This window comes from Mesorhizobium caraganae, from assembly GCF_016836705.1.
GTDB classification, from domain to species: domain Bacteria; phylum Pseudomonadota; class Alphaproteobacteria; order Rhizobiales; family Rhizobiaceae; genus Mesorhizobium; species Mesorhizobium caraganae.
On record NZ_JAFCGY010000001.1, the window covers coordinates 1,380,004 to 1,393,760 of the forward strand.

At 63.4% G+C, this 13,757-nt stretch carries 13 protein-coding genes; 12 read left to right on the plus strand and 1 reads right to left on the minus strand.

The window, feature by feature from the left end; translation table 11 throughout:
* Positions 1–67: 67 nt before the first annotated feature.
* The 8 genes from JQK88_RS06660 to trmB all read left to right on the plus strand — a co-directional run bounded on the left by JQK88_RS06660 (position 68) and on the right by trmB (position 7,614).
* Positions 68–1,060, plus strand: a complete 993-nt coding sequence (locus tag JQK88_RS06660) for a PhoH family protein (protein WP_376740374.1) — start codon at positions 68–70, stop codon at positions 1,058–1,060.
* A 17-nt stretch (positions 1,061–1,077) separates the two neighbouring features.
* Positions 1,078–1,584, plus strand: coding sequence for an rRNA maturation RNase YbeY (gene ybeY / locus JQK88_RS06665; RefSeq protein ID WP_192249934.1), 507 nt, complete (start codon positions 1,078–1,080; stop codon positions 1,582–1,584).
* A 28-nt stretch (positions 1,585–1,612) separates the two neighbouring features.
* Positions 1,613–2,704, plus strand: a complete 1,092-nt coding sequence (locus tag JQK88_RS06670; protein WP_192249937.1) for a hemolysin family protein — start codon at positions 1,613–1,615, stop codon at positions 2,702–2,704.
* Between the two features lie 10 nt (positions 2,705–2,714).
* Positions 2,715–3,185, plus strand: coding sequence for a VOC family protein (locus JQK88_RS06675; protein WP_192249940.1), 471 nt, complete (start codon positions 2,715–2,717; stop codon positions 3,183–3,185).
* Positions 3,186–3,272: 87 nt separating this feature from the next.
* Entirely contained in the window at positions 3,273–4,865 is a 1,593-nt protein-coding gene (gene lnt, locus JQK88_RS06680) for an apolipoprotein N-acyltransferase (RefSeq protein WP_192249956.1), read from the plus strand.
* Positions 4,866–5,002: 137 nt separating this feature from the next.
* Positions 5,003–5,422 carry a helix-turn-helix domain-containing protein gene (locus JQK88_RS06685; RefSeq protein ID WP_192249958.1) on the plus strand — a complete coding sequence of 140 codons (420 nt, stop codon included), beginning with the start codon at positions 5,003–5,005 and terminating at the stop codon, positions 5,420–5,422.
* A gap of 204 nt (positions 5,423–5,626) precedes the next feature.
* Positions 5,627–6,892: a methionine adenosyltransferase gene (metK, locus tag JQK88_RS06690; protein ID WP_192249961.1), complete on the plus strand. Its 1,266-nt coding sequence runs from the start codon at positions 5,627–5,629 to the stop codon at positions 6,890–6,892.
* 20 nt (positions 6,893–6,912) lie between these two features.
* Complete coding sequence (gene trmB / locus JQK88_RS06695; RefSeq protein ID WP_192249964.1) at positions 6,913–7,614, plus strand: tRNA (guanine(46)-N(7))-methyltransferase TrmB; 702 nt, start codon at positions 6,913–6,915, stop codon at positions 7,612–7,614.
* 45 nt (positions 7,615–7,659) lie between these two features.
* Here the strand turns inward: trmB and JQK88_RS06700 are convergent, their stop codons facing one another.
* Positions 7,660–7,824, minus strand: a complete 165-nt coding sequence (locus JQK88_RS06700) for a hypothetical protein (protein ID WP_192249967.1) — start codon at positions 7,822–7,824, stop codon at positions 7,660–7,662.
* A gap of 376 nt (positions 7,825–8,200) precedes the next feature.
* On the opposite strand from JQK88_RS06700, the gene rimP reads away from it, so the two are divergent.
* From rimP to infB, 4 genes are read left to right on the plus strand one after another with little or no spacing between them, the layout of a single operon-like run.
* Entirely contained in the window at positions 8,201–8,833 is a 633-nt protein-coding gene (rimP, locus tag JQK88_RS06705; protein WP_192249970.1) for a ribosome maturation factor RimP, read from the plus strand.
* 51 nt (positions 8,834–8,884) lie between these two features.
* Positions 8,885–10,480 (plus strand): transcription termination factor NusA, encoded by a 1,596-nt coding sequence (nusA, locus tag JQK88_RS06710; protein ID WP_112566406.1) that lies wholly within the window; start codon positions 8,885–8,887, stop codon positions 10,478–10,480.
* Positions 10,481–10,518: 38 nt separating this feature from the next.
* The gene (locus tag JQK88_RS06715) at positions 10,519–11,169 is read left to right on the plus strand and encodes an RNA-binding protein (protein ID WP_112566403.1); all 651 of its coding nucleotides are present in this window, start codon (positions 10,519–10,521) and stop codon (positions 11,167–11,169) included.
* Positions 11,166–13,730 carry a translation initiation factor IF-2 gene (infB, locus tag JQK88_RS06720; RefSeq protein WP_203277808.1) on the plus strand — a complete coding sequence of 855 codons (2,565 nt, stop codon included), beginning with the start codon at positions 11,166–11,168 and terminating at the stop codon, positions 13,728–13,730. Before JQK88_RS06715 ends, infB begins: the two co-directional genes overlap by 4 nt.
* Positions 13,731–13,757: the final 27 nt, after the last annotated feature.

The following is a 13,757-nucleotide window of genomic DNA, read 5'->3' on the forward strand; positions in this document are numbered from 1 at the left end:
GGAGAGACGGTTGAGCGCTGCTGAAGTGAAGACTCTGCCCCAGAACCAGACATCCGGGGCCTCTGACATGGCGCACATCGTTCTGACTTTCGACAACAACAAGCTTGCCAGCGCCCTGTACGGCCAGTTTGACGAGAACCTGGCCCGGCTCGAGCAGAAGCTCGGCGTCGACATCCGCTCGCGTGGCAACCAGTTGACCATCAAGGGTTCGGCCTCGGCGGCCGAGCAGGCGCGCCGCGCGCTCGACAATCTCTATGGCATTCTCCAGAAAGGCACCGATATCGGCCAGTCCGACGTGGACGGCGCCGTGCGCATGGCGGTTGCCGCCGACGACCAGCTGACGCTGCCGACGCTGGAGCGCAAGGGCAAGGTCTCGGCCGCCCAGATATCCACCCGCAAGAAGACCATCTATGCCCGTTCGCTCAACCAGGACGCCTATATGCGGGCGCTGGAGCGCTCGGAACTGGTGTTCGGCATCGGTCCGGCCGGCACCGGCAAGACCTACCTGGCGGTGGCGCATGCGGCGATGCTGCTCGAACGCGGCATGGTCGAGCGCATCATCCTGTCGCGACCGGCGGTCGAGGCCGGCGAGCGGCTGGGCTTCCTGCCCGGCGACATGAAGGAAAAGGTCGATCCATATCTGCGGCCGCTTTATGATGCGCTGTACGACATGATGCCGGCGGACAAGGTCGAACGCGCCATTGCCGCCGAGGTGATCGAAATCGCGCCGCTCGCCTTCATGCGCGGCCGCACGCTGGCGCATGCCGCCGTCATCCTCGACGAGGCGCAGAACACCACGCCGATGCAGATGAAGATGTTTCTGACCCGCCTCGGCGAGAATTCGCGCATGATCGTCACCGGCGATCCGACGCAGATTGATCTGCCCCCAAGCACCAAATCCGGCCTGGTTGAAGCCTTGCGTGTCCTTGACGGTGTGGCCGGCGCGGTAACCGTGCGCTTCAACGATGTCGACGTCGTGCGCCATCCGCTGGTGGCGGAAATTGTCAGGGCCTATGACCGCGACGCCAAGCTGTCGCGCGGCCTCGGCGCCGAGAGCTGATGTGACGATGCGGGCTCATGCCTGAAGACATAAAAACCGGCGGCGGGGACAGTTCGATCCCCGTCGAGATCGATCTGGTGGTCGAGGCCGGCGATTGGCCCGGCGAGGAGGCGCTGGCGCTTCTGGTCGACCGCGCCGTGTCGGCTGCCTTTGCCGAAACCGCCGCTGCCGGCCACTCCGAACTCAGCATCGTCTTTTCCGACGATGCCCATATCCGCACCCTCAATGCCGGCTGGCGCGGCAAGGACAAAGCCACCAACGTCTTGTCTTTCCCGGCTTTTCCGCTCCCCAAGGGCGGCAAGTTGCCGCCGATGCTGGGTGATATCGTGCTCGCTGCCGAGACGGTCGCGCGCGAAGCGGCCCTGGAAGAGAAGCCCTTCGAGAACCATATCACCCATCTCGTTATCCACGGCCTGCTGCATTTGCTGGGCTACGATCACGAGACTGATGCAGAGGCCGAGGAGATGGAAGCTATCGAGCGCGCGGCGCTTGCAAGGCTTGCCATTCCCGATCCCTACACGTAATGACAAAAGACCAATTGACCGGACGACGATGAACGACAAACCAGAAACTGCCGCCCGCCCCGAGGCTGGCAGTGCGACCAAGCCTTCCGATACGACGGAAGAGGGATCGAGTCCGAGTACCATCACCGGCGGCCCCGCTTCTGGTAGCATTGCCAGCGAGCCATCGCCTGCCGGTCCGTCTCTGTTCGAGCGCGTTTTGGGCCTGTTCCGGCAGCGCAACGGCACCAGCCTGCGCGAGGAAATCGCCGGCGCGCTTGCCGAAACGACAAGCGATGCCGAGTCTTTTTCGCCCGGCGAACGCGCCATGCTCAACAACATACTGCGCCTGCGCGAAGTGCGCGTCGAGGACGTCATGGTGCCGCGCGCCGACATCGAGGCGGTCGAGATCACCACGACTTTGGGCGATCTGCTCGGCCTGTTCGAGCAATCCGGCCATTCGCGCATGCCGGTCTATTCCGAGACTCTCGACGACCCGCGCGGCATGGTTCACATCCGTGACGTGCTGGCGCACATCACCAAGGTCGCCCGCGTCAAGAAGGGCAGGACATCGAGGAAGACGCCGGCAACGACGCTTCTCGACCTCGCCCAGGTCGATCTTGGCCGCACCATCGGCGACCTCAATCTGATCCGCCCGGTACTGTTCGTGCCGCCCTCCATGCTTGCCTCCGACTTGATGGGTCGCATGCAGACAACGCGCACCCAGATGGCGCTGGTCATCGATGAATATGGCGGCACGGATGGCCTGGCCTCGCTGGAAGACATCGTCGAAATGGTCGTCGGCGACATCGAGGATGAACATGACGAAGATGAGCCGCTGATCACCCAGACCGGCGAGGGCGTCTTCGTCGTCGACGGCAAGGCTGAGATCGACGAGGTCGCCAAGATGATCGGCGAGGACTTTACCGCCGGCGAACATGGCGAATATGTCGACACCATTGGCGGCATGATCTTCAACACGCTGGGCCGCGTGCCGGCGCGTGGCGAAGTGGTCCAGGCGATACCCGGCTTCGAGTTCCACGTGCTCGACGCCGATCCGCGCCGCGTCAAGCGCGTGCGCATCGTCCAGAACCAGAAAGGCGAGCGCCGCCGCCGCGCCACCGCTCGCACCGAGCAGGCCTGATTCGCGCCGCATGACGGTCGAAGACCCGTTCAAGCACACCACGTTCGGTTCCGGGGTTTTCTATAGGGATCCAAGGGCTGCACTGATCTGGCTTGAAGCCGCTTTCGGTTTCGAACCGAGCATGGTGGTCAGCGACGCCGACGGACGGCTGGTCCATGCCGAAATGCGTTTCGGCGACGGCTACATCATCGTCGATTCCGAATGGGCCGATCACGTCGCCAGCCCGGCAACCGTCGGCGGCAAGAACACCCAGTCGGTTTGTGTGCGCCTGAAAGACGGCCTGGACGCGCATTGCGAACGGGCGAGGGCGGCCGGAGCCGAGATAGTCGAGGCGCCTGCCGACCATTTCTACGGCGAGCGGCAATACCGGGCGCGCGATCCCGAAGGCCATGTCTGGACCTTCACCCAGACCTTGCGTGCCGTTTCGCGCGAAGAGGCCGAGCAGCTGAGCGGCTTCAGCATCGACGGCTGGCACCGGTAACGCAGTGATTGGCCGGTTCGCAGCGAGTCGCATTTCAATAAATCTGATAAATCTTGGCTCTTGATTCGCACGACTTGGGAAGTCTGCATGCAGCGCCTTGCCGGCCGGATAATTCTGCTTTGGGGCTGGCGGCGCGCGCTGGTAGCGTTTCTCGCCGGGGCTTTGGCGGTTCTCGCCCAGGCTCCTTACGATTTCTTCGCCGTCTGTTTCGTCTCGTTTCCGCTGCTGGTCTGGCTGCTCGACGGCGCCACCGGCGAGGCTTCCGACAGCTGGCTCAGGCGCCTGCGGCCGGCCTTTGCCATCGGCTGGTGGTTCGGCTTCGGCTATTTCCTCGCCGGCCTGTGGTGGATAGGCGAGGCGCTTCTGGTCGAGGCCGACAGCTTCGCCTGGGCCTTGCCCTTCGCGGTCGTCGGCATTCCCTTGGCGCTGGCGTTTTTCTACGGATTCGCCGCGGTCGTCGCCCGGCTGTTATGGACCAACGACATCGGCCGCATCGCCGCTCTTGCCTTTGCTTTTGGCCTGACCGAATGGCTGCGAGGCTTCCTGTTCACCGGCTTTCCCTGGAATGCCGTCGGCTATGCGGCGATGCCGGTACCGCTGTTGATGCAGAGCGTGTCGGTGACCGGCATGATCGGCATGAACGCGCTGGCGGTCTTTGTCTTTGCCATGCCGGCTCTGCTCGCCGCGCGCCGGCATCTGCGCCTCGGACTGGTATTGCTTGCCGTTCTCGTCGCCGCCCATGTCGGCTTCGGCTATTTCAGGCTGGCCGCCCCCGACAAGCCGGCAACGCACAATCTCGATGTCCGCATCGTGCAGCCGGATGTCGATCTCAGCGAGAAGTGGGACGCTTCGGTGCGTGACCGCATCTTCGCCACCATGATGGGCCTGTCGGCCGCAGCACCGGATCCAGGTCATAACAAGCCGCAGCTGATCCTGTGGCCGGAGACCTCGGTGCCGTTTCTGTTCACCGAGCGCCCTGATGCGCTGACCGCGCTCGGCGACATGCTGCAGCCCGGGCAGATGCTGATTGCCGGCGTCGTGCGCGAGGAGGGCGGATCGGGGGCCGATGCCGGCAGTCGCTATTACAATTCCGTGGTGGCGATCGACGACAAGGGCGAGATTGCCGACGCCGTCGACAAGGTCCATCTGGTACCCTTCGGCGAGTATCTGCCGTTTTCCGGTCTGCTCAGCCGCTTCGGCATCGAACAATTGGTCGCCGGGCCGATGAACTTCGCCGCCGGCAATGAGCGCCACCCGATCGTCTTGCCCGGTGGCATAAGCGCCTTGCCGTTTATTTGCTACGAGGTGATCTTTCCGGATCTGGTGGCAGTTGACGCAACGTCATCCCAGCTTATTGTGAATGTCACCAACGACGCCTGGTTCGGCGACACGCCCGGGCCGTATCAGCATTTCAGGCAGGCACAGGTTCGTGCGGTGGAAAATGGATTGCCCCTGTTGCGCGCAGCCAACAACGGCATTTCGGCCGTTGTCGATACGCGCGGACGCATCGTCGACGCCCTGGCGGTCGATGCGCGCGGCGCCATCGACGTGCGGGTGCCCATCTCCGGGCAGGCCTTCATCTCCGCCGGTCAACGGCGCATTAACGGAATGCTGATCATGTTCCTGTTTGCCGTGATCGCCCTCGGCTTGAACGTAAGGCAACGGCTACGGGTGAATTGACAGTCGACACATTAGAAACTCATACTGTTCCCGCCTAATTTTCTCGAAGTCGGTTGGTATTTCTGTTGGGGCAGTTGGCTCCGGCTTCGTTTGGGCGAGAAAAATAGAAAAAGCCGGAAAAATTCGGCGAGGAAAAAATGACAGAAGAAAACAAGAAAAAACCGAATCCGATCGACATCCATGTCGGAAGTCGCGTCCGGCTTCGGCGCAATATGCTTGGAATGAGCCAGGAAAAGCTGGGTGAAAATCTCGGTATTACGTTTCAGCAGATCCAAAAATATGAAAAGGGAACGAATCGCGTCGGCGCCAGCCGTCTGCAGGCAATAGCCTCGATACTCAGCGTGCCTGTCGCCTTCTTTTTCGAGGATGCGCCAGGGCAGGAGCCGGTGGGTAACAGAGGATTTGCCGAGGACGCTTCGATGGCTTTCGCCGTCGAATTCTGCGGCAGTCCGGAAGGACTTCAGCTCAACCGCGCCTTCGTCAAGATAGCGGATGTGAAGGTGCGCCGCCGGATCATTGATCTGGTGAAATCCCTTTCTGCCGAAGATGCCGACTGATCCGGTGCGTCGATTGACCCATTGGCCGGAGTAGCTCAAGGGCTCGACTGCCGGCGGCGCCAAGCCGCCGGTGGTACAAGATATATTGCTGCGACATTCATGCCAGAACCGCGGCACCGCTTGACGAGCGGCGCCCGGCACCGTTAACACGTGGCGCGCCAAAATCGGCAGCCCTGCCGATCGTTTTTTCAAGAGGGGACACCCGTGACGCGGCAGAACTACTTCTTCACCTCGGAATCCGTTGCCGAGGGTCATCCCGACAAGGTTTGCGACCGCATCTCCGACGAGATCGTCGATCTGGTCTATCGCGAGGCCAAGAAGACCGGCATGGACCCGTGGAAAGTCCGCGTCGCCTGCGAGACTCTGGCCACCACCAACCGTGTTGTCATCGCCGGCGAGGTCCGGGTTCCCGAGACGCTGCTGAAGAAGGACAAGGCTGGCAACATCCTGATGGATTCCGCCGGCCACCCGGTCGTCAATCCGGCCAAGTTCAAGTCGGTCGCCCGCAAGGCGATCCGCGAAATCGGCTACGAGCAGGCCGGCTTCCACTGGAAAACGGCAAAGATCGAGGTTCTGCTGCACGGCCAGTCGCCTGACATCGGCCAGGGCGTCGACAACGCCGCCGACCGCCAGGGCGAGGAAGGTGCCGGCGACCAGGGCATCATGTTCGGCTATGCCTGCCGCGAAACGCCGGACCTGATGCCGGCGCCGATCTATTACAGCCACAAGATCCTCGAATTGCTCGCAGCCGCCCGTCACGAAAACAACGGCGAGGCCGGCAAGCTCGGTCCCGACGCCAAGAGCCAGGTCACCGTCCGCTACATCGACGGCAAGGCGGCGGAAGCGACGCAGATCGTGCTGTCGACCCAGCATCTCGATGCGAGCTGGGATTCCAAGAAGGTCCGCAAGGTCGTCGAACCTTATATCCGCGAGGCGCTCGGCGACCTCAAGATCGCCGACGATTGCATGTGGTACATCAATCCGACCGGCAAGTTCGTCATCGGCGGCCCGGATGGCGACGCTGGCCTGACCGGCCGCAAGATCATCGTCGACACTTATGGTGGCGCGGCCCCGCATGGCGGCGGCGCTTTCTCCGGCAAGGATACCACCAAGGTCGACCGTTCCGCTGCCTATGCGGCGCGTTACCTCGCCAAGAATGTCGTGGCGGCCAAGCTCGCCGATCGCTGCACCATCCAGCTTTCCTACGCCATCGGCGTTGCCCAGCCGCTGTCGGTCTATGTCGACCTGCACGGCACCGGCAAGGTCGACGAGGCTAAGCTCGAGGAGGCGCTGCGCACCGTGATGGATCTGTCGCCGTCCGGCATCCGCAGGCATCTCGACCTCAACAAGCCGATTTACGCCAAGACGTCGTCCTACGGCCATTTCGGCCGCAAGGCCGGCCGTGACGGGTCCTTCTCCTGGGAGAAGACCGATCTGGCCAAGGCGCTCAAGGACGCGGTCGCCGCCTGAGGGCGGCGCGCGACCCAGCCATGGATCCAAAGGAAAGGCGGAGCCGGGCGACCGAAGGGTTCTTCGGCCGCCGGCATGGCAAGACCATTCGCCCGCAGCAGGCGGCCGCGCTGGAAAGCGGTCTTGGCGCCTATGGCCTCGACCTCTCGGCCCATGCACCGGCGGACTTGCGCACGCTGTTTGCCGCGGATGTTTCAACGGTTCGGCTGGAAATCGGCTTCGGCGGCGGCGAGCATCTGCTGCATCGGGCCAGGGAGGCCCCGGCGGCCGGCTTCATCGGTGTCGAGCCGTTCGTCAACGGCATGGCCAAGCTGATGATGGCGGTGCGGGAAAAGCCGCTCGCCAATCTTCGCGTTCACAATGACGACGCCACGCGGCTGCTCGATTGGTTGCCTCAGGCTTCGCTCGACGGCATCGACCTGCTCTACCCCGATCCCTGGCCGAAGAAAAAGCACTGGAAGCGGCGCTTTGTCAGCGCGCTCAATCTCGATCGGTTCGCGCGTGTTCTGAGGCCCGGCGGAAAATTCCGCTTCGCGTCCGACATCGATACCTATGTGAATTGGACCTTGTTGCACTGCCGGGCGCATGGCGCGCTCCTGTGGCAGGCTGAGGACGCGGCTGACTGGCATCGGCCCTATGAAGGCTGGCCTGGCACACGCTACGAGGCAAAAGCCATTCGCGAGGGCAGGCGGCCGGCCTATCTCACCTTCGTCAGGAAATAGTCCGATGCGGGACCAACGGTCCCGGCATCGTGGTCCGCTTCAGATTTAGAAACGGCCGAGCTTGTCGAAAGCGGTCGGGTCCATGCCGAGCCGGCGCAAATCGTTCGCGCGCGGCTTGCGGCCGGCTTCGACGGCCCGCGAGGCAGCAACGGCGCTGCCGAACAGGGCGAAGGCGTCGCCTATGGTGGAAAACACAGTACGCTTGTTCATTGTCTTGACCTTTCGCGCGCCACCGCGCGCCATCTCGGTTTGTGCAGTGCAACGTAGATAGGAACGCGGCGTCTGAAATCACAGGGCCGTTACCGCATAGGCGGCATGCGCTCCGCACAATCCTGGCCAGCCGTCGCCAGCTGCACTTTGCCCGGCCCGTCAACAGGCTTGAAACACCGGCCGGGATCGTTTATATGAGCCTCAAATTCTTGGTCGGTATGACGAAGAGTGGGTCCACCCGGTCCCGCTCTTTTTTATTACCTGCCGGTCAGTATCAGAGCATGATCCCGAAAAGAGGGACCCCGGTTTTCTCGGACAAACGGGAACCGTTTTGTCCAGGGACCATGCTCCAACGAAGAGTTGGATTAGGAACCGCATGACTGCAACGGCAAGCGAAGCCGACGACCGCATCATCCGCGAAAGCGGCATCGATGCGCGCATCGCGCTGATCGTTCAGCCGGTGTTGCGCGGCATCGGTTTCCGCCTCGTGCGGGTGCATCTGTCGGGCCAGAACGGGCTGACGCTGCAGATCATGGCCGAACGCGAGGACGGCACCATGACTGTCGAGGATTGCGAAGAGGTCAGCCGCGCTGTGTCGCCGGCGCTCGACGTCGACGATCCGATCGAAAAGGCCTATCATCTCGAAGTGTCGTCGCCCGGCATCGACCGGCCGCTGGTGCGCAAGTCGGATTTCGTCACCTGGACCGGCCATCTGGTGAAGATGGAAACCTCGGTGCTGGTCGCCGACCGCAAGCGCTTCAAGGGCAAGATCGCCGAAGCCGCCGAAGACGATGTGCTGATCGAGCGCGACAAGGCCGCTTATGGCGAGGAGCCGACGGTGCGCGTGCCCTATGACGCGATCGCCGATGTGCGGCTGGTCCTCACCGACGACCTCATCCGCGACGCCCTGTCGAAGGATAACAGGGAACGCAAGGAAGCCAAGAAACGCCGCGGCGAGCCGGAAGACGATGTTTCCGAAGACGCCACGGAAGAACACGAACAGGAATAACGATTGAGCTGCCGGGCCAAAGCTCCGGCACCCAGTTCGGGAGATAAAGACATGGTTGTAAGCGCCAACAGACTTGAACTGCTGCAGATCGCCGATGCGGTCGCGCGTGAAAAGTCGATCGACAAGTCGATCGTCATCGCCGCAATGGCCGATGCGATCCAGAAGGCTGCGCGCTCGCGCTACGGCCAGGAAACCAACATCCGCGCCGACATCAACGCCACCACCGGCGAGATGAAGCTGCAGCGGCTGATGGAAGTGGTCGAGAAGGTCGACGACTACGCCACCCAGATCGCCATCTCCTCGGCGCGCGAGCGCAATCCCGACGCCCAGCTCGGCGACTTCATCGCCGAACAGCTGCCGCCGATGGATTTCGGCCGCATCGCCGCCCAGTCGGCCAAGCAGGTCATCGTGCAGAAGGTGCGCGAGGCCGAACGTGACCGCCAGTATGACGAATACAAGGACCGCATCGGCGAGATCGTCAACGGCACCGTCAAGCGCGTCGAATATGGCAACGTCATCGTCGATCTCGGCCGTGGCGAGGCGATTATCCGCCGCGACGAGCTGATCCCGCGCGAAAACTACAAGTATGGCGACCGCGTCCGCGCCTATGTCTACGATGTGCGCCGCGAACAGCGCGGCCCGCAGATCTTCCTGTCGCGTACCCATCCGCAGTTCATGGCCAAGCTCTTCACCATGGAAGTGCCGGAAATCTACGACGGCATCATCGAGATCAAGTCGGTTGCCCGCGATCCGGGCTCGCGCGCCAAGATCGCCGTCATTTCGCGCGATAGCTCGATCGATCCGGTCGGCGCCTGCGTCGGTATGCGCGGCAGCCGCGTTCAGGCCGTCGTCGGCGAATTGCAGGGCGAGAAGATCGACATCATTCCGTGGTCGCCTTCGGCCGCGTCCTTCATCGTCAACGCGCTGCAGCCGGCGGAAGTCGCCAAGGTCGTGCTCGACGAAGATGCCGAGCGCATCGAGGTGGTGGTGCCGGACGACCAGCTGTCGCTGGCCATTGGCCGCCGCGGCCAGAACGTGCGTCTTGCTTCCCAGCTCACCGGCTGGGATATCGACATCCTGACCGAGGCCGAGGAATCCGAGCGCCGCCAGAAGGAATTCGTCGAACGTTCGTCGCTGTTCATGGAAGCGCTCGATGTCGACGAGATGGTCGGCCAGGTGCTGGCCTCCGAAGGCTTCACCAGCGTCGAGGAAGTTGCCTATGTCGATTCGGGCGAGATCGCCTCGATCGACGGCTTCGACGAAGACACCGCTTCGGAGATCCAGACCCGCGCCCGCGAATATCTGGAGAAAATCGAAGCCGAGCATGACGAGAAGCGCAAGGCGCTGGGCGTCACCGACGAACTGCGCGAAATCCCCGGCGTCACCACCGCCATGATGGTGACGCTCGGCGAGGATGGCGTGAAGACGATCGAGGATTTCGCCGGCTATGCCGCCGACGACCTCACCGGCTGGAAGGAACGCAAGGACGGCGAGACCAAGGTCTATCCGGGCGTGCTCGCCAATCACGGCGTGTCGCGCGCCGATGCCGAGCAGATGGTTCTGGCAGCCCGCCTCAAGGCCGGCTGGATCACCGAAGACGAGCTTGCAGCCGAACAGGTCCCGGCTGACGAAGCTGTTGGTGCGTGAGGTGAAACCGCATCGCACACAACCCGCCCCAGGACGAGATGAACGATCGCACCTGCATCGTTACCCGCAGGCAAGCCGAGCCGGATGAGCTGATCCGTTTCGTCGTCGGCCCGGATTCGGCCGTCGTTCCGGACATCAAGAGAAACCTGCCCGGCCGTGGTTGTTGGGTGAGCGCCGACCGCCTACATATCGACAAGGCGGCGGCGAAGAACCTGTTTGCCCGCGCCTTTAAGGCGCAAGTGACCGTGCCGCCCGATCTCGGTGGCATGGTCGACGGACTGCTTGCACGATCCGCTCTGGGCATGCTCGGCCTTGCTCGCAAGGCCGGCGCGATCGCTCTCGGCGCCACCAAGGTCGAGAGCGCGGTGCGCAGTGGACTGGCGCTTTTCGTGCTCCACGCGACCGAAGCATCCGACGACGGCGTGCGCAAGATCAGCCAGGCGCGGCGGGCAACGGTCCACCTCGGCGGGCCTGCAGTCCTTGCCTACAAACTTTTCTCCGAGGCCGAGTTGAGCTTGGCATTGGGGGGCACAAATGTGATACATGCTGCCGTTCTCGCGGGAGACGCGGGCAAGGCGGTTGAGAAGCGCATGGTTGCGCTCGACCGATATCGGGGCGGAACCCCCGACGATCTGGCAATGCTTGCGGCCGTTGCTGACGAAGATGATGCTGCAGAGGATATGGAATGAGCGATACGAAATCGGGCGACGACAAGACGTTGAGTGTTACACCGAAGAAGACCTTGACGCTGAAGCGCCCCGGTACCGAGCAGAGCGTCGTGCGCCAGAATTTCTCGCATGGCCGCACCAAGCAGGTCCAGGTCGAGATCAAGAAGCGCAAATTCTCCATGCCCGGCGACAAGCCGGAGCCGGTGGCTGCACCCGTTTTGACGCCCAAGCCCGCGGTTGCGGCAGCCCCCGTGGTGCAGGAAGCGCCCAAGGCGCCGCCCCCGCCGCCGCCGGTCGAACGCAGCGGCATGGTGCTGAACGAATTGTCGCGTGGCGAAATGGAAGCCCGGCGCAGGGCGCTCGAAGGTTCCAAGGTTCGCGAAGTCGAGGATCGCCAGCGCGCCGCCGAAGATGCCAAGCGCCGTGCTGAGGACGAGGAACGCCGAAAGCGCGAGCGCGAGGAATCCGCGCGCCGTCAGGCCGAGGAAGAAGCTCGTCTGCAGACTGAGGCCGAGTCCCGCCGCCGTGCCGAGGAAGAGGCGCGCCGTCGCGCGCCGCTGGCCGCCGAACTGGCGACGGTCGATGACGAGGAAGAGGTCAAGCCGAAACGCACCGGCGTCGGGGCACCGGTTCGCCGTCCGGTCACGCCCGAAGTGGCGCGTCCGGCCAAGCCGACCAAGGCTGAGGAAGACCGTCGTCGCGGCAAGCTGACCCTCAACACGGCGCTTTCCGACGAGGATGCGCGCGCCCGCTCGCTGTCGTCGATGCGTCGCCGCCAGGAAAAATTCAAGCGCGCGATGCACAATGAGCCGCGCGAGAAGGTTATGCGCGAAGTGATCCTGCCCGAAACCATCACCATCCAGGAACTGGCGCAGCGCATGTCCGAGCGCGCCGTCGATGTGGTCAAGTACTTCATGAAGCAGGGCCAGATCCTGAAGCCGGGCGACATTATCGACGCCGACACGGCTGAACTGGTCGCCACCGAATTCGGCCACACGGTCCGCCGCGTCGCTGAGTCCGACATCGAGGAAGGCCTGTTCAACATCGCCGACAATGCCGAGGACCTGGTGTCGCGTCCGCCGGTCGTGACCATCATGGGCCATGTCGACCATGGCAAGACCTCGCTGCTCGACGCCATCCGCAATGCCAATGTCGTCTCCGGCGAAGCCGGCGGCATCACCCAGCATATCGGCGCCTACCAGGTCGAGAAGAACGGTCAGAAGATCACCTTCATCGACACGCCCGGCCACGCCGCCTTCACGGCGATGCGCGCCCGCGGCGCCCAGGCCACCGACATCGCCATCCTGGTGGTGGCGGCCGACGACAGCGTCATGCCGCAGACGATCGAATCGATCAGCCATGCCAAGGCGGCCGGCGTTCCGATCATCGTGGCGATCAACAAGATCGACAAGCACGGCGCCGATCCGCAGAAGGTACGTTCGGAACTGCTGCGCCATGAGGTGTTCGTCGAATCGATGGGCGGTGAGGTGCTGGACGTCGAAGTGTCGGCGACCAAGGGCACTAATCTCGACAAGCTGCTCGAGGCGATCCTTCTGCAGGCCGAAATTCTCGACCTCAAGGCCAATCCGGACCGCACCGCCGAGGGCGTCGTCATCGAAGCCCAGCTCGACAAGGGCCGCGGCCCCGTCGCCACCGTGCTGGTGCAGACCGGCACCTTGATGCCGGGCGACATTCTCGTCGCCGGCAACGAATGGGGCCGGGTGCGCGCGCTGGTCAACGACCGTGGCGAACAGGTCAAGGAAGCCCCGCCGGCTATGCCGGTCGAGGTGCTTGGCCTGCAAGGCACGCCGCAGGCCGGCGACCGCTTCGCCGTCGTCAACAACGAGGCCCGCGCCCGCGAGATCACCGAGTATCGTCAGCGTCTGGCCCGCGAGAAGGCGGTGGCCAAGCATGCCGGCCAGCGCGGCTCGCTCGAACAGATGATGTCGCAGTTGCAGACGAGCGGGCTGAAGGAGTTCCCGCTGGTCATCAAGGGCGACGTCCAGGGTTCGATCGAGGCGATCAGCGCTGCTCTGGACAAGCTCGGCACCGACGAGGTGCGTGCGCGCATCGTTCATGCCGGCGCCGGCGCCATCACCGAGAGCGACGTGTCGCTGGCGGAGACTTCGGGCGCCGCCATCATCGGCTTCAATGTCCGCGCCAATGCCCAGGCACGTGCTGCCGCTGTCGCTGCCGGTATCGAGATCCGCTACTACTCGATCATCTACAACCTCGTCGATGACGTGAAGGCGGCGCTTTCCGGCCTGCTGTCGCCGGAACGTCGCGAGACCTTCATCGGCAATGCCGAGATCCTCGAGATCTTCGACATCACCAAGGTCGGCAAGATTGCCGGCTGCCGTGTCACCGAAGGCAAGGTCGAGCGCGGTGCGGGCGTACGCCTGATCCGCGACAACGTCGTCATCCACGAAGGCACGCTGAAGACGCTCAAGCGCTTCAAGGACGAAGTTGCCGAAGTCCCCGGCGGTCAGGAGTGCGGCATGGCCTTCCAGAACTACGAGGACATGCGCGTCGGCGACATCATCGAGTGCTTCCGCGTCGAGATGGTGACCCGGACGCTCTGAGTTCGTATACTGTCGAAATGACCGGGC